The 18,558-nt window shown below is 58.1% G+C and carries 4 protein-coding genes; 2 read left to right on the top strand and 2 right to left on the bottom strand.

The features are described from left to right. Positions 1 to 11: 11 nt before the first annotated feature. Both EIP93_RS02660 and EIP93_RS02665 read left to right on the top strand, forming a co-directional pair. Complete coding sequence (locus EIP93_RS02660) at positions 12 to 6,347, top strand: non-ribosomal peptide synthetase (protein ID WP_125232242.1); 6,336 nt, start codon at positions 12 to 14, stop codon at positions 6,345 to 6,347. After that, entirely contained in the window at positions 6,344 to 8,458 is a 2,115-nt protein-coding gene (locus EIP93_RS02665) for an amino acid adenylation domain-containing protein (protein WP_125232243.1), read from the top strand. Before EIP93_RS02660 ends, EIP93_RS02665 begins: the two co-directional genes overlap by 4 nt. A 74-nt stretch (positions 8,459 to 8,532) precedes the next feature. Here EIP93_RS02665 and EIP93_RS02670 read toward each other — a convergent pair whose 3' ends face one another. Both EIP93_RS02670 and EIP93_RS02675 read right to left on the bottom strand, forming a co-directional pair. Next, positions 8,533 to 10,041, bottom strand: a complete 1,509-nt coding sequence (locus tag EIP93_RS02670) for a TolC family protein (RefSeq protein WP_125232244.1) — start codon at positions 10,039 to 10,041, stop codon at positions 8,533 to 8,535. Positions 10,042 to 10,148: 107 nt separating this feature from the next. Then, positions 10,149 to 18,416 (bottom strand): putative Ig domain-containing protein, encoded by an 8,268-nt coding sequence (locus tag EIP93_RS02675; protein WP_125232245.1) that lies wholly within the window; start codon positions 18,414 to 18,416, stop codon positions 10,149 to 10,151. Between the last annotated feature and the right edge of the window lie 142 nt (positions 18,417 to 18,558).

The raw sequence follows: 18,558 nt of genomic DNA on the forward strand, positions 1-18,558 counted from the left end.
AGTGATAAGTCATGAAAGATATCGTAACGCTGTTAAAACAGTTGGAACGGCAGGGTGTTCGTCTGGCGTTGAATGCACAGGGGCAGCTGATTTCGCAGTCCAACAAAGACGCGATCACGGCAGACATTGGGCGCACGATTAAGGAAAACAAAGACGCCATTGTGCGCTGCCTGACGGCGCAGCAGGCGTTTGAGCGCCCCATCACGCCGCAGAATGCGACGTCCGGCCCGCTGTCATCATCGCAAAGCGGGCTGTGGTTTATCGAGCAGTACGAAGAGCAATCACACCTCTACAATATGCCGGTCTATTTTCGGCTGACCGGCACGCTGGATGTGGCTGCGCTGGAGTTTGCCTTTGATGCGCTGGCGCAGCGCCATGCCAGCCTGCGCACCCGTTTTGTGGTCAATGAACAAGGCAAGGGTGAGCAGCGTATCGATGCCTATCAACCGTTTGTGATACAGCCTGATGATTTCTCACTGTTGCCGGAAGCCGAACGGGAAGGGCGTTTGCAGCAGCAGGTGAAAGCGGAAATCAGCCGTCCGTTCGATCTCACGGCGGGCGATCTCACCCGCGTGCGGCTGGTGAAGATGAGCGAACGGGTGCACGTTCTGCTGATCACCCAGCACCATATTATTTCCGACGGCTGGTCGGTGAAGAATATGTTCGCGGACTTCAAACCGGCTTTTCTTGCTTGTCAAAATCGCCAGCCTCATCCCGTCGAACCGACCCAGCTTAACTATATCGATTACGCACACTGGTTTAATTCCGCTTCGTTTCTGGATTACCACAATGAATTCAAACCGTTCTGGGTTGAGCGACTGACGGGGATCCCCGAAGTGCATAGCCTGCCGCTGGACAAACCGCGTCCGGCGCATCAGAACAGTGGTGGGGAGGTGATCTTCTCCGCGATCAACAACGATCTGTGGGATAAATTCAAACGCCTGTGTCAGCGCTACAATACGTCTAACTTCATCGGCCTGCATGCGGTGTTCTCCTTAATGCTGGCGCGCATCAGCGGTGAGAAAGACATCGTGATTGGTTCGCCGCTGGCTTACCGCGAAAGGCCGGATATCGAAGATGTCGTCGGCTTCTTCGTTAACACCATCGTGCTGCGCACCCAGTTGCAGGACAGCCAAAGCTTCGTGGATTACCTTCAATATTGCCGTGAACAGGATCTGTCGGCTTTCGATCATCAACTCTACCGTTTTGAAGCATTAAGCGAGGCGATCGGCTCCGATCGCACCACTGCGATCAACCCGATCTTTCAGGTGATGCTGGTTTATCAGGCCAAAGTAGATTTCAACGATCTGATCCCCGGTTGTGATGCAGAAGAAGAAACCTCGCCCGTGCTGCCTGCCAAGACCGATATTTCGGTCAAGGTGACGGAGCTGATGGGCGAGGTGCGGCTGGACTGGCTGTTTGCCACCGCGCTGTTTGAGCGCCAGACGATCCAGTATTATGCCGACCGCTTTATCAGGCTGATTGAGGCCGTGGTTGAGGCACCGGAAACCGACGTCTGGCATCTGCCGCTGATGGAAGCGGAGCGGTTTACTGCCGTGCTGGCGGAAAGTCAGCAACTGCCGCGCAGCTATCCGCAGCCACAGTTGACGGTAACCGATGTGATTGAAGCGATGGCACAGCGTGCTCCACAGCAGCTGGCGATTGCTTTTGATGGTGAACAGCACACTGACACACTGACGTACGCTGAACTGAACAGGCAGGCGAATCAGCTGGCGCATTGGCTGCACCGTCAGGGGCTGGGCGAACAGTCGCTGGTTGGCGTGCTGGCGAAACGCGATCGCTATTTTGTCATTGCGCTGCTGGCCGTCTGGAAAGCGGGTGCTGCCTATGTGCCCTTGGATCCTGACTATCCGCCGGAGCGGCTGCGCCACATCATTACCGATGCCAATCTTGCCGTCATTCTCGGCGGCGATGGGCAGCAGCTGGCGCAGTGGTCCGCCGAACGGTGCATCGATCTGACCGATCCTGCGGTTGTCGCGCAGTGGCACGATCTACCGAGCGATGAAGCGCCAACCATTCCGCGCCATGCACAGCAACTGGCACAGGTGATCTACACCTCGGGATCGACCGGTTTGCCGAAGGGCGTCATGATCGAACACGGTTCGCTGATCAATCTGCTGGACGATCACCGCGATCGCATCGGTTTCACGCCACAAAGCACCATGTTCAACTGCATGTCGCTCTCGTTTGACGCCGGTAACATGACGACGCTGCTGCCGCTGAGCAGCGGCGGCACGCTGGCGTTTGGCGAACCCAACGATCGGGCGATTGTGCAGGCCGAACAGGCGGGCGCGACGCATCTGATCTTGCCAACGGCGCTGATGTCGATTCTCGATCCACAGCAGGTTAATGGCATTCAGGCGATTGGCATGGGCGGAGAAGCCTGCCCGAACGCGGTGGTGGAAAACTGGGCCGATAAGGTGGCGCTGTACAACATGTACGGGCCGACGGAGTGTACCGTCACGGCGTTGAGTACCCGTCTGCGCAAAGGCCAGCCTGTCACTATCGGTAAACCGCTTACTCATATTCAGGCACTGATCCTGGATGCGGCGGGGCAACTGTGTCCGGCGGGCGTACCGGGAGAGCTGTGTCTTGCGGGGCTTGGGCTGGCGCGTGGCTACCTCAACCAGCCACAAATGACGGCCAGCCGCTTTGAACACATCACGCTGAATGACGTGAATAATGTCGAGCACGGCACGGCGACGCTGCGCATTTATCGCACGGGCGACAAGGCCAGACTGCTGAACAACGGCGACTATGAATACTGTGGCCGTATTGATGAGCAGATCAAGCTGCGCGGCTACCGCATTGAACCGGGTGAAATCGAGGCGCAGCTGGCGGCAGTCTGCCCGTCGCTGAAACAGGTTAAAGTCATCGTGGCGCAGGTGGGGAACCGTCCGGCGCTGGTTGCCTATGGCACGGTGAAAGCCGATAGCAGCACGCCGGAACCCGCCGCCGTGCTGATTGATGTCGCGAAGCATCTGCCCGAATACATGGTGCCGTTCCGACTGATTCTGCTAGAAGACATGCCGCTGACGCCGAACGGCAAGCTTGATACGAAACAGCTGCCGCCGGTGCTGGAAGCCAGCGAGGGGGACGGCGAAGCCGATAATCCGCTGGAAGCCGATGTGCTGGCGATTTGGCGTAGCGTGCTGAATACGCCGCTAGGCGTTGAGGATGATTTCTTCCGCTTAGGCGGCGATTCCATCCTCAGTATCCAACTGACCACTCGCCTGCGCAGCGCGGGCTATGTCTGCACGGTGAAAGACGTTTTCGAAGCGAAGAGCGTGCGGCGTCTGTGCCGCGTGCTGGCGCAGAATAACCGTGACACAGGCATTGTCGCGGAGCAGGGCACGCTGGAAGGCGAATTCGCGCTGCTGCCGATTCAGCGCTGGTTTATGGAACAGCCGTTGGCATGTCCAGAACACTGGAATCAGGCGGCGATGATCCAACTACCGGACGTGGATACCGAACGTCTGACCACGATGTTGCAGGCGTTGATGGCGCAGCATGACGCGCTGCGTCTGGCCTGTGATACCGACGGGCAACGCTATCTGACGGAGGTGCCTTGCCCTGTTGTGTCGACGCTGGATTATCGCCAGCTTGGCGATGACGGCCTGCAACAGGCGTTTACCGCGTTGCAGAGTGAATTCGATCCCGCGCAGGGAAGAACGATGGGGTGTGCGCTGGTGCGACACCATCCGCAGGCGGACACGGCTGTATTCCTCGCTTTCCACCATCTGGTGATTGATGCCGTGTCTTGGCGCATTCTAGTTGACGATCTGGAGCGGCTGTACCTTGGTGAAGCGCTGGCGCCGAAAACGTCGAGCTATCGCCAGTGGGGCACGGCGCTGCATAACTACGTCACACAGCATACGGATCAGTTGACGTACTGGCAGGCGCAGGAAGACGGCGTGGATCAGGCAGCGCTGCTGGCGGCGAAAGATCCGCAGGGCCAGGCCAGCGCCGCGATTCTGACGCTAGATGCCGACACTACAGGCCAACTGGTGAGTGAGGCCAATCGTGCCTTTAATACAGAAGTCAGTGATTTGCTGCTGGCGGCGCTGACCCGCACGTTAAACGATCTCGGCTGGGGCGACAACGCGCGCATCATGCTGGAAGGGCACGGCCGCGAAGCGATTGATCCGACGCTGGATGTCAGCCGCACGGTGGGGTGGTTTACCAGCACCTATCCGGTGTGCCTGCAAGACAAGCCTGACTGGGCTTCCCTGATTAAATCCAGCAAGGAACAGCTGCGTCAGGTGCCGGATAAAGGCGTTGGGTTTAACCCGTTGCGCTACCATCATCCGCAGGGCAATGCGCTAACGCTGTCTCCGATTGTGTTCAACTATCTCGGGCTGTCGGTTCAGGCCGCTGGCACATGGCGTCCGGTGGACATCGCGCCGGGCTGCTGTGTGTCTCCAGAGAACAAACCGGCGGAGGTTATCAGTCTCCACGGTGGTATTGCAGGCGGGCAGTTAACGCTGCGTCAGGTCGGCTGCCTCAATCAGCGCGACAGCGAACGCCTGATGCTGCAATTGACGGAGAATCTGCGGGCGCTGACGGCAGCCTGTCTGGCACAGTTGCACCACGGAACTGCCTTTACCCCCAGTGATTTCCCGGCGGTTGTGCTGAGCCAGACGCAACTCGATAGCCTGTCGCAGCGTTATGACATCGACACCTTGTTGCCGCTGTCATCGCTCCAGCAGTCGATGTTGTATCACCGCCTACGCTGTCCGCAGGATGATGCTTATCATCTGCAAACGCCGATTCGCTATGCGCAGGCGCTGGATGTGGAAGGCTATCGTCAGGCATGGCAGCGTCAGATTCAGCGTTTCCCAGCGCTGCGTGCCGCACTGGAAAGCGAATGTGCCAGCGTGCAGGTGATTGTGAAGCAGGCAGACCTGCCTTTCTACTATCAGGATGTGGCGCAAGACGCCGATCCACTGGCGGTCATCGAGCGCTATCGCCAGCAGGATTTACGTTCAGGATTTGACTTGTCGCAGCCGCCGCTGTTGCGCATTGCCTGTTTCCGTTTGGGTGAGCGTGACTATCGAGTGCTCCTGAGCTGTCACCATAGCGTGATTGATGGCTGGAGCGGGCCACAGCTGCTGGGCGCGGTACACCGCGACTATCTGCTGCTGATGAACGGCCAGACATTCATGCACGGCGAGACCCCCGCGATTCAGGTGGATCGCGCCTATGTGGATCATGCGCTGCACGCCGTGGCGCAGCAGCCTGCCGTCGATGCCTTCTGGCAGCAGCGTCAGCCGCTGCTGGCGCAGACGAATGATGTGGCGATGCTGTTTGCGGCGGCGGGGAAACGCGCCGATCTCAGTCAGCATCTGACGCAGGTTGAACCGCAGGTCACCGGTGTGAGCCTGAACCAACAGGATCAGGCTGCACTCATTGCCTTTGCCCGTGAGGTGGGCGTTACGCACAGCATTATCGCGCAATATGCCTGGCACCGGCTGCTGGCGCGGTCGACTGGCGATGCGGTCAGTATTGTCGGCAACGTGCTGTCGGGCAGGGAAAGTCCGGTAGAAGATGTGGCGAGCAGCGTGGGTCTGTACATCAACAGCCTGCCGCTGGCGTTGAGCTGGCAGCAGCCGGTGTCGCTGCAACAACATCTGGTGCAGTTGCAGAATGAGCTGATGGCGATGAACCAGCATGCCACGCAGTCGCTGATTGCCCTGACGGCCGGACGTCCGCGTCTCTTCAACAGCCTGTTTATTTATGAAAACTATCCTGGCGCGAAAGCGGAACAAGGCCAGCGTGCTGATGAGCCGCATCGGTTATCTCCCGAATTCTCCACCGCCTATGAAAAAGTCGAAATGCCGCTGAATCTGGTGGTGCGTGAGCAGGCGGGCTGCATGCTGCTGCGCTTCGAGTTTGATGCCGATGTGCTGGACAGTGCGCAGGCGCGTCGGGTGCTGATGCGCTGGCATGACGAAGTGGTGGCGCTGGTGAATAGCTCACCGCAGCAGCCAGCCGAGATCGTTGGACATAATAAGGTGACCGATGCGGTGATGAAACAGGCTGTCACGCCGGAGAACCGCGCTGGCTCGCCTGATACGCCGTCAGCCCAGTCGCTGCTGCGCGTGTGGGCGCAGGCGCTGCATCTCAGTGAATCTGGCCTCTGGTCGCAGACGCTGTGTGAAAGCGGTGTCGATTCGCTCCAGCGTATTGCGCTGGCACAGGCATTAAGCCGTGCGTTAGCGCAGCCGGTGAGTGTGGCGTTATTACAACGCTGCCCTTCACCGCAGGCGCTGAGCGGGTATCTGGCACAGTCGAGGTTTACCGCCAATGAGGAAACGCTGTCATGACAGGGAACGATGAAATCGTAGGGAACCCGCTGGCGGATATCCAACAGCCCACGGCCTTCGGGCAGCGGGTGGGTGCCGCGCACGGTGAACAGCGGCACAGCAGTGAGCTGATTAAGCACTATCCTGCATCGCTGGTGAGCGCAGCATGGAGCTGGCTGCTGTACAAATACAGCGGTGAAGAGCAGGTGTGTGCCGCGCTCATCACGGCCGATCTTCCTGATAACGTAAGGCCGTTGATCGCGCATTTTCAACGGCGCGATCGTCTCGTCAGCGAGTGGATCGCTGCGGTGGGATCGTCGTGCGATCCGCAGTCTGCGTCAGAGCTTCTGGCAGCAGACATCCAACATGCGCTGTTTAGCAGCCTGCTGATCGTGGGGGAGATAGCATCGTTACCTGTGGTAGTACAAAAAGCGGCGCAAAACGTAGCGCTGATCGTACAGGTTCAAAACGATCGGGTCATTCTGACCGCACCTGACGGACAGTTCGATAATCGGCAGCTACAGCGCATTGCCCGCCATCTCACGCAGCTACTTGATGGTTTGCTGGCATCGAGCTGGGAACGGCTGACGCAGATCCGCCTCAGCCCGCGGGTGGCGCCGTTACTGCACCGGGCGACGACGCATACTCTGCACGATGAACTGCTGGCGCGCCTGACTCAGGAAGCGCGTCAGGATTGCGTGGCGATCGCTTTTCAGGAGCGCGACATTCGTTATCGGGAACTGCTGCAACGCGTGGCGCTGATTCAACAGGCGCTGGCTGCACAGGGGGTGACTGTGGGTCAGCGTGTGGGGCTGCACCTTAGCCGCCAACCTGACACCGTCGCGGCGCTGCTGGCCTGCCTGTTTTCTCAGGTAACGTTTGTGCCGCTGGAGCCGGATTTTCCGGGGGAGCGTCTACAGGCGATTCAGCAGGAGGCGGCGTTGGCAGCGGTCTTGCAGGACGGCTACACCGGCGGTTCGCTGGCGTTTGACTGCCCGATACTGAATCTCTGCGATTTACCGTATGCGGCCAGTGATTCCACGGCGAACGTACAGCTGGCGCGGGCCGGTGGGCCGGAAACAGCGGCCTACATGATGTTTACCTCCGGTTCGACGGGGAAACCAAAAGGCGTGGTGATTGGTCAGCGGGCGCTGCAAACCTTTATTCATGCCAGCGTAGAACGGCTGGCGTTAACGGATAAAGCCAACTGGCTGCTGATTACCACGCTGGCGTTTGATATTTCCATGCTGGAAGTGTTTGCGCCGCTGTGGGTGGGTGGCGTGCAGCACCTGACCACGCACGAGGAATACAAAGATCCGCAGGCGGTTTCGGCGTATTTGCAGTCTCGGCCGGAGATTAATGTCTTGCAGGCCACGCCCGCTTTCTGGCGCATGATGTTCAAAGCGGGCTGGCAGGGTAAACCCGATCTGGTCGCGCTGTGCGGCGGTGAAGCGCTGGATCTGCGACTGGCACAGCGTCTGGTTAGCCGTTGCAGGACGCTGTGGAATTGCTACGGGCCAACCGAAGCGACAATTTGGTCGCAGATGGCGCAGATCGACGGGGCCGCGTTGGAGAACCAGCACACGGTCGCGTTGGGCAACACGCTGGCGGGCTATCAGCATTTGGTGATCGATGACGATCGGCATCCGTTAGAGGAAGGGATGGTCGGTGAACTGTGTATTCTCGGCGAAGCGCTGAGTAGCGGATACTGGCAACGTGACGATCTGACGCAGGATCGTTTTATTCAGCAGGTGGAATCCGGGCAGCGAATGTATCGCACCGGCGATAAAGTCCGGCTGCTGGCGGACGATCGTTATCAGTATCTTGGTCGCTTCGACGATCAGGTAAAATTACGGGGATTTCGCATCGAATTAGGAGAGATCGAGGCGCAATTGAAGCGGATCGAGCAGGTGCAGGATGCGGCCGTCAAACTTCAGGGGGAAGGGGATGACGCGGTGCTGGTGGGCTACGTTGAGTATAAATTCGGCTCGGAGATGACCAAACTGGCGCTGCGCAAACAGCTGCATCAGTTCTTACCGGCTTACATGGTGCCAGGGCGCATTGTGGTGCTCGACAAGCTGCCGAAAACCGGTAGCGGCAAGGTCGATCGCAAGCGCCTGACGGACGTCTGACAGCAAGAGGGGCAGCGCTGCTGCCCCTCCTACTCGCGTAAAACATGATATTTCAGGCACGACAATAATGCGTATCAGAACGATTGCAATGTACTGATTTTGCCCTGTTGCCAGTTGGTGTCAGATTGACGCAGTGCCTGACTGATATCTGCAAGGCTGTTGGACGGGAGGGTTTTCGGTAGCAAATCCAGTCCGATCGTTGAGAATATCTGGCCGTAGCTATTGCGTAGCTCTGCATAGGCCAGATCTTGACGCAAACTGGCGTTGAGGGCGTTCAGCTCACCTTGAATCAATGGTAGTTCACCGATGCTATTAGCCTTATAGCGGTTTCTCAGCTGTTCGACGATTTTAGTGTCAAGGTTGCGCAATTCTGAACTGGTTTTATATTGTCGCTGCGCCTCATTGAAGTTGGCTCGGGCGATGTATAACTGTGCCATAATTGCCAGTGACATCGCTTGGCGCTGCATTTCCGACACGGACTCGTTAGCCTGAGCGGCTTTACGCGCGGCTGGGCCGGACAGCAGATTGAACAGGTTCCAGGTGGCTTTCACGCCGACGTCAGCCCAGCTGTTGTTGACCAGAAAAGAGTTGCTGTCATAGTGGCCACCTGCGCTGATTTCCACGCCGGGCAGCATACGCAGCAGCGCTTTACGGGTTTCAGCGGCATGAATTCGTACCTGATAATCCTGCTCGCGCAGTTCTGGGCGACTGACCAGCGCCGCTTCTTCCAGCACCTTCACATCGACATTCAGTTGCGGTACGGTTTCGTCACCGCTTTGTGGCAACGCAAGCTTGTAGGCCGTATCCAATGGCAGGTTCATCAAGGTTGCCAGCTCAGTCTTGGCTAGCGACAATGCGCGACGCTGCTCCTCCAATTGGCGTGTGGCGTCGATCAGCGCGCGTTGGTAGCTAAGGACTTCAATCGGGTCACCAATCTGCTGTGACGACATGTGTTCGCTCGCGTCGCGCGCAGCGTTGACACGGACGATCAGGCCATCAATCTGTCCCAACAAGCGTTCAGCTGCCACGGCGCGCCAGTAGGCGGAGCGTACGTCTTGCTGGATGGTGTGCACAACCTTACGTTTGCGCTCTTCGGCAATCCAGCGCTGATCTGATTTTTGCTGGGCGGTCACGTAGCTGACGCCAAAGTCGAGGACGTTCCACACCATAGTCAGATCGGCCACGTCACGATCGCGATCTTGTGAGGTTGAATAAGGTACGGACGTGGTACCGGTATTCACGCTCCGACTGCTGGATGCGCTGACGTTATTACGACCAACGTAACCCGCTGAGGCCGCCAGTTTCGGCAACATATCGTAGCGTGCTAGCTCCACCTGCTGCTGGCTCAGCGCATATTCCATCACTTTTAAGCGTGATTCGAGGTTATATTTCAGCGCACGTGCCATGGCATCATACAGCGTGATCGGTGCTGTGACGGGCTCCTGCTGGCTGAACATGGCGACTCGGTCCTGCTGGCTGCGTTGCTCGCTTTCGACCTTGCTGATCGGCTGGGTGGTCACGGCACAGCCGCTGGCGGCTAGCACGATGGCGCTAAGGCTAAATAGTTTCCGACCCTTTAACACGATTCCGCTCCTCGTCATTATCATCATTACCAATGTTATTCTTGTGATGGTTCTCGTTGTTCTTGCGATCGTCTTACGTATCGCAGTTGCTGCGCTGCCGCGCAGGGTTATCCCTGCTGCTGACCACTTTCCTGCAATGCTTGCTCAATGGCCGCAAGACGTTGCTGTTTCGAATCACCTATCTGTTGTAATTGCTGATGCAGCGAGGGCGTAAATGCCACCGAGCGCCCAGTGCCGTCATCAGTGCTATTCATTGCGTTATTCGCCCCATCGAGCGGAATATCCTTCCAACTGCCGCCGGAGAAGACCTCCATTGGCTTCAGTGAAGGCAGATAGATCCCTGAGAACGTGCTAGCCAGCGATGAGGTGCCACCTAAAGCGGGATCTTTGCTGAAGCTTGGGAAGGAACCTAGTGTGCTGTCGAAGTTAATGCCAATGCCGCTGGCGGCTCCACGTCCGAAAGTGCCCGCCATCTGACTCGTTGGGAGGGTGCCTCCCTCGGTGTTCTGGCGTCCGGTAGCAAAAATGGCCGACATCACTGACTTCGGTGCGCCGTCGTTACCCACGGTGAAACTGCCGAGCGATGTATTGGCAATCAGACCATCCAATGCCGGCAGTGCTACCGTAGCATCTTGCGTAAACAGCTGGCGTGTATCGCTGGCTGACGGCGTCCGGCCAATACCGTCGTTGGCTTTGAACTGAGGATCGCTGCTTACAAAACTGCTCGTCACCGTCAAGCCAAAGCTGGTACTGATGGACGTATTACTGCCATCGGTGGCCGTTACCCGGATCACCAAGGTACCGACATCTGCATTGCCCGGTGTACCGGAGAAGGTGCCGATGGTCGGATCGAAGCGTAACCAGCTCGGCAGCGGCGACCCGTTGGCGAGGGTGGCGCTCAGCGTCAGCGTGTCACCATCTGGATCGCTAAAGGTACCGTCAGGCACGGTAAAGTTGAAGCCACCCCCCTGAGTCACGTTTTGCGGCGGGATTGGCGTGGCGACCACGGGTGCGTCGTTGGCGTTAGTTACCGTCAGGCCAAAGCTGGTGCTGATGGACGTATTACTGCCGTCGGTGGCCGTTACCCGGATCACCAAGGTACCGACATCTGCATTGCCCGGTGTACCGGAGAAGGTGCCGATGGCCGGATCGAAGCGCAGCCAGCTTGGCAGCGGTGACCCGTTGGCGAGGGTGGCGCTCAGCGTCAGCGTGTCACCATCTGGATCGCTAAAGGTACCGTCAGGCACGGTAAAGTTGAAGCCACCCCCCTGAGCCACGTTTTGCGGTGGGATTGGCGTGGCGACCACGGGGACGTCGTTGACGTTAGTCACCGTCAGGCCAAAGCTGGTGCTGATGGACGTATTACTGCCGTCGGTGGCCGTTACCCGGATTACCAAGGTACCGACATCCGCGTTGCCCGGTGTGCCGGAGAAGGTGCCGATGGTCGGATCGAAGTGCAGCCAGTTCGGCAGCGGTGAACCGTTGGCGAGGGTGGCGCTTAGCGTCAGCGTGTCACCATCTGGATCGCTAAAGGTGCCGTCAGGCACGGTAAAGTTGAAGCCCCCCCCCTGAGTCACGTTTTGCGGCGGGATTGGTGTGGCGACCACGGGTGCATCGTTGGCGTTAGTTACCGTCAGGCCAAAGCTGGTACTGATGGACGTATTACTGCCGTCGGTGGCTGTCACTCTGATCACCAAAGTACCGACATCCGCGTTGCCCGGTGTACCGGAGAAGGTGCCGATGGTCGGATCGAAGCGCAGCCAGCTCGGCAACGGTGACCCGTTGGCGAGGGTGGCGCTCAGCGTCAGCGTGTCACCATCTGGATCGCTAAAGGTACCGTCAGGCACGGTAAAGTTGAAGCCACCACCCTGAGCCACGTTTTGCGGCGGGATTGGCGTGGAGACCACGGGGGCATCGTTCACATTGGTAACGGTCAGGCCAAAGGTGGTGCTGATGGAAGCGTTGCTGCCGTCGGTGGCGGTGACCTTGATGGTCAGGCTGCCCACATCCCCATTGGCCGGTGTGCCGGAGAAGGTGCCGGTAGCTGGGTTAAACGACAGCCAGGATGGCAACGCGGTGCCGTCCGCCAGCGTGGCACTGAGCGTCAGCGTATCGCCGTCCGGATCGGTAAAGGTGTCGGCGGGTACGGTGATATTCAGACTGCCACCTTGTGCAATATTCTGCGCCGGGATCGTGCCGGAGACCACCGGGGCATCGTTCACATTGGTAACGGTCAGGCCAAAGGTGGTGCTGACGGAAGCGTTGCTGCCGTCGGTGGCGGTGACCTTGATGGTCAGGCTGCCCACATCCCCATTGGCCGGGGTGCCGGAGAAGGTGCCAGTGGCTGGGTTAAATGACAGCCAGGCTGGCAGCGCGGTGCCGTCCGCCAGTGTGGCACTGAGCGTCAGCGTATCGCCATCCGGATCGGTAAAGGTGCCTGCCGGGATGGTGACATTCAGGTTGCCACCTTGTGCAATGCTCTGCGCGGCAATCGTGCCGGAGACGACCGGGGCTTCATTAACGGTGGTGACCGTCAAACTAAAGGTGGTGCTGACTGAGGCGCTGCTGCCGTCGGTGGCGGTGACTTTGATGGTCAGGTTGCCAATATCACCACTGGCGGGGGTGCCAGAGAAGGTGCCAGTGGCTGGGTTAAACGACAGCCAGGCTGGCAGCGCGGTGCCGTCCGCCAGCGTGGCACTGAGCGTCAGGGTATCGCCATCCGGATCGGTAAAGGTGCCGGCGGGTACGGTGACATTCAGACTGCCGCCTTGCGCGATGCTCTGCGCGGCAATCGTGCCGGAGACCACCGGGGCATCGTTAACGTTGGTGACGGTCAGGCCAAAGGTGGTGCTGACCGAGGCATTGCTGCCGTCGGTGGCGGTGACCTTGATGGTCAGGCTGCCCACATCCCCATTGGCCGGGGTGCCGGAGAAGGTGCCGGTAGCTGGGTTAAACGACAGCCAGGCTGGCAGCGCCGTTCCGTCCGCCAGCGTGGCGCTGAGCGTTAGCGTATCGCCATCCGGATCGGTAAAGGTGCCGGCTGGCACCGTGACACTTAGACTGCCGCCTTGCGCAATGCTCTGCGCGGCAATCGTGCCGGAGACCACCGGGGCTTCATTAACGGTGGTGACCGTCAAACTAAAGGTGGTGCTGACCGAGGCGCTGCTGCCGTCGGTGGCGGTGACTTTGATGGTCAGGCTGCCCACATCCCCATTGGCCGGTGTGCCGGAGAAGGTGCCGGTAGCTGGGTTAAACGACAGCCAGGCTGGCAGCGCGGTGCCGTCCGCCAGCGTGGCGCTGAGCGTCAGCGTATCGCCATCGGGATCGGTAAAGGTGCCGGCGGGCACGGTGAAACTCAGGCTGCCATCCTGCGCGACACTTTGCGCGGGGATCGGCGTGGCGACGACAGGGGCATCGTTGACGTTGGTGACGGTCAGGCCAAAGGTGGTGCTGACTGAGGCGCTGCTGCCGTCGGTGGCGGTGACCTTGATGGTCAGGCTGCCCACATCCCCATTAGCCGGTGTGCCGGAGAAAGTGCCAGTGGCTGGGTTAAACGACAGCCAGGCTGGCAGCGCGGTGCCGTCCGCCAGCGTAGCGCTGAGGGTCAGGGTATCGCCATCGGGATCGGTAAAGGTGCCTGTGGGCACGGTGAAACTCAGGCTGCCATCCTGCGCGACACTTTGCGCGGGGATCGGCGTGGCGACGACAGGTGCATCGTTGACGTTGGTAACGGTCAAGCCAAAGGTGGTGCTGACCGAAGCGTTGTTGCCGTCGGTGGCGGTGACCTTGATGGTCAGGCTGCCCACATCCCCATTGGCCGGTGTGCCGGAGAAGGTGCCGGTAGCTGGGTTAAACGACAGCCAGGATGGCAGCGGGGTGCCGTCCGCCAGCGTGGCACTGAGCGTCAGGGTATCGCCATCCGGATCGGTAAAGGTGCCGGCGGGTAAGGTGACATTCAGAGTGTCCCCTTGTGCAATGCTCTGCGCGGCAATCGTGCCGGACACTATCGGAGACGCGTTGTTACTCGCAGTCAATGTCAAGGTAGAGGTTGCGGTGCTACTGGCATCATCATTGGCCGTTACCGATACGGTCCGATTTCCTGCCGTTGGCGTAGCGGCTACGTTGGCATACACAATGGCACGTAGCGCGATCTGGAAGGCTTCCTGCGTCGCACCGCCTGTCAGCGTCAGCGTCTGGCTACCATTGCCGGTTACGTTGATGCCGGCAGCATGGGCAGCGAGCAATGCCTGCCGTGAAAGGGATAAGGACTCACTGCTACCGTCTGTCGTTCCTGCCAAATTGAGCGTCAGCGTCCAGAGGCGGGAATCCCCGTCGGTTTGACTCAGGGTTGCTAAGGCATCCGTCACGGAAATACCCGTAGCGGCGGAGGCGGCGGGTACCGTCGTGGAGTAATTATTGCCTGTGGTGCTGCCATTCAAATCGACCTGCGGGGCGGTACCAGCAGCAAACTGCGATTCATAAGCGCCAATATCAACGGCGCCTTGCCGTACCCTATCCAAGCCGCGTACATCTGTCTCACCCGTAACATAGAAACGGTTGCCTTGATTAATCGCATTGCTGGCCGTGGCGGCTAGTCGCGGATCGGTTGACGACACCTGATTCACGCTGCCACTCAGGATGTTGTTGCCGCCGTACAGGGTGTAGCTGCCGCCGGATGGTTGTCCCGTTGGGGTGTAGGCGACAATATCCTGACTGGTGCCAGTGATGATGGAATTGCGCACGCTGGCGACCCAACTGAGGGCATTATTGATAAATTCGAAGACGATGCCGTTGTCCTGCCCGGTAATGGTGGTGTTGATCAGGCTGATGTGGGTGCTGGTGGGGTTACCCTGATTCCCGGTTAACCACAACCCACTGATACCGAAGGTGCTGCCTGCCGGGTTAATACCGGTATTGTTGGTGATGGCGGAATTGGTGATCGACAGGGACACTGTTTGCTGGGTACTGGACACAAACAGTCTGATCACCCCTTCATTCAAATTGCCAATCATCAGGTTGTCGTGAATATTCACCCGGTCAAAATCGAAGTTGTAGCTGCCGGGGGCAATGTTAAACAGGTCGAAGACGCCATTGCCGAACATGGTGTCACGGTTGCCTGAAATATCCACGTTGTACAGCCGGAAGTTGACATCGCTGGCACTGTAGCTGATCCCAAACACGCCGCCGGTGTCGGTACTGTAATCGGTGGTGAAATTGGTCAGTGTCAGGTTTTGGATGGCCAGGGTGATCGACCCGGTAACGATTTGAAAACCGGAATAGCCGCCACCGTTCAGGGTGAAACTCTGACCGTCAATCAGCATGCTGTCGGTCGGCGACAGAAGGGAACTGGCCAGCGTCACGTCGGTTTGGAACACAATACGGTCAATACCCGCCGTGTTATTTGCCCAATACAGGGCTTCACGCAGACTGAGCCCGCCGCCGTCATTGGCATCCTGTTGCACCGAACTGCCGAAAGTTGCATTGTCGCCGATATCATCCCCGGCGGTGACAAACAAGGCGCTGTTGCTGGTAAGCACGTTGACGTTTGAGGTCAGGTTGAGTGCTGTGCTGTTGTTACTGCTGCCGTTGTCGCTGACCGCGCTTAGGGTGACTGCACGCGTAGCCGCGGTGGCTGTGGCGCTGGTATTGCCATAGCGCAAGCCATCCACCAGCCCGGCTATCTCACTGTTACTGGCGTTCATGCCGCTCAATTGCAGCGTGACGGTGTTACCGGAGCGTGTCACGCTGTAGTTGCCGATACCGGTCAGGGTGCCGGAATTGTTGGCGCTCAGGCTGATGTTATTGCCGCCAACGTTGATAAATTCGCCGCTGTCGGTGGCATTGGAAACAGTCAACGTTAGCGAACTAAAGGTCTGGCCGCTGTCGTTGGTATTGGCGCTGACGCCGCTGAACAGATCAATCGAACCCGCCATACCGCCGATAAATACTGGGTTGCTGCCGGTGGCGCTGAGTGTCGGCGCTGTGCCCGCGCTGGCCGTGGTTGCATCAACCTTAACTACACTGACCGTATTATTACCTGCACTGTCCCTCGCCACCACATACACATCATACGCAGTGCTGGCGGCAAGGCCGGCCAAGGTAAAGCTAAAGTTGAATGGCGAAGAACCCAGCACCTGGCTGCCGGAGGCGGTGGCGCTGCTGCCTGTGGCGGTTTGCCCGGCGATCACTTGCGTCGCGGTTGGAGCACTGGCACCGTCAGCCACCACCACATAATACACATTGCCAGTTTCAGTTAGGCTGCCGCTCAGGTTAAAACCGCCCGCGGTGGCGTTGGAGACGCTGGGTGACTGGTCAAACGTGGGGGCGATATCATCTACCACCACCAATGACACCACTTTGTCATAGGTAGCGGCACCGTCAGATACCTGTAGGCGTACCGAGTAGGTTCCCGCTGCCATGCCAGTGGCGTTGACTGCTTTTAGGGTGTTGCCGCTAATGGTGAAGAGCGCGTTATCGGTACTGCCGCTGCCACTCACCAGACTGTAGGTAAACACCGAGGAATCCACATCGGTCGCCGTCAGGGTGGCAACAGTGCCGTTGCTGCCGAGCGATTGCGCAAAGGTGGTGGCAGAGAGCGTAATATCGGTCGGTGCATCGTTCACCGGCACCACGGTGATGGCGCTGCTGATATTCGGCGCAACGGTATTGTTGCTGGTGCCGGAATCGGTCAGTTGCGTCAGCGTGACCGTGCGTGTGGCATTGCCGGGGTTGTCGCTGCTGTTGCCGTAGGCCATGCCGGACAGCAGGCTGCCCATGTCGCTGTTGCTTAGCGTGGCACCGGTGATGCTGACGGTGGCGATACTGCCGCTCAGGCTGACACTGGCGGTGCCAAAGCCGCTGCCGAGCGAGACGCTGTTACCGTTGCTGAGCGCGACATTGATGCCGTGAAGGGTCAGGTATTCGGTGCTGCCCGCAACGTTGCTAACGGTGAATGCCGCACTGGTGAAAGTCTGGCCGGTATCTTGGGTATCGACGCTGACACCAGTAAACAGGCCGACAGCCGTGCCGTTCTCGGTATAGGTGGGGTTGGCCCCAGTGGCGGTGACGCTGGGAACGTTATCGGTGGACGCAGCGAGAGGTGCGGTGACGATATTATCCCACGTAACAGTACCGTTACCGGTTGCGGCTGTTGTTAATCTCACCTCGTCAATATTTTGAAATGCATTGGAGAGCGTTACCGTCTGGAATGTTGTCGTGAGGGTGATGGTTTGCGTTACACCTGCCACCGCGCTACCGTCTTTATACCCAGTGATGGTGAACGGTAATGCGTAATTAAGCGCTCTAAGATCAATGCTCGATAGTTTGAACTCGCTGCCATCCGTCGATTTAAGCGCAAAATAGTTAAGATTTCCCCCAGGAGTAACAATCGTATTCAGGACCTGATTACCGCTAAGTGAAACAGTTTGAATTGTTACATTGCCAGTACTGTCAGCAACGTAGGTAAAACCGTTGTTGGGATCGTCATAAGTTTGGAGACCCGGCTTGACGTTGACAAATGCAGTCGTGCCTGAGAACTGTGAGAAATCGTTAGTACCATGCGTTGGGGAAGCCAACAAGCTATTGTATTCTTGCGCGATGGCTCCCAGTGCCGCGTCGGTTGTCTCTATCTTGCCGACCGTTGTTTCCAGTTGCCAATCTCCCCCTTTGGCCGTTGCGCCCGTCAAATCATCCGAGGCCGCAATATCTGCCTGAGTGAGCTGTGAGAGTAAAGAGACAAAACTTTTTCCTGTGTCCTGTGCAATATCACAGCCATAGAGCAGCAGATCGCCATCCTGTGTTAACGCTGTGCCGAGTTTAGCTAGGTCGGCCGAACGAGCCTCCGCCGTAGCGCTATCAAGCGTCAGATTACCAAGGCGAACCTGTCCTTCATTGCCATGGCTCAATATATGGATCGCATCGTAACCAGTATGGGTTTCAGCCCATGCAGCCATCTGAGTCAGGCCGTCTTTACTGCTATCCAATAAAAATACGTCAACCCCAGTGGGGACACTATTGACCAGTGTTTGGTAATCCGTCAGGGCCGTATCAATAAACACGGCTTCTTTGCGTGTTGTTTCGCCTGCAACCGCCTGTACAACGACGTCAGTCGTGATGTCATGAGTGGCACTATTCTGATCGGATGATGTGCTGTTCTCCGAAGCGGCCTCAGCAGAATGGTTTGCAGTCTGTGCAGGATGAGAAGAGGCTGTGGCGTCACTCGAATTACCGGTTTCGGCCTGAGTAGCCGTTGCGGCTATTGCGCCGTCAAATAAGACGCGGGATTCAAGGACACAACCAAGAGGAGTGGAATAATCCTGCTCAATGTGATCAGTTGGATGGTCACTTTTCTTACTGAATAATTGGCGCCACAGCATAAGACATACTCCAGAGTGGTGTTAGTACGTATAATTTTTCTACAGCTAATAGCGGGAAGTCATCACTAAATACGGACTATCGGTACGCTTGCCATTATGCGTACAAACAGACCACTCCTATGCCCATCATTAGATTACATAT

Source organism: Pectobacterium versatile (assembly GCF_003932035.1).
In the GTDB taxonomy this organism is placed as follows: Bacteria; Pseudomonadota; Gammaproteobacteria; order Enterobacterales; family Enterobacteriaceae; genus Pectobacterium; species Pectobacterium versatile.

Coding starts and splice junctions, on each gene's coding strand:
- EIP93_RS02665 (WP_125232243.1), top strand. CDS start 6,344: ATGACAGGGAACGATGAAATCGTAGGGAACCCGCTGGCGGATATCCAA.
- EIP93_RS02675 (WP_125232245.1), bottom strand. CDS start 18,416: ATGCTGTGGCGCCAATTATTCAGTAAGAAAAGTGACCATCCAACTGAT.
- EIP93_RS02660 (WP_125232242.1), top strand. CDS start 12: ATGAAAGATATCGTAACGCTGTTAAAACAGTTGGAACGGCAGGGTGTT.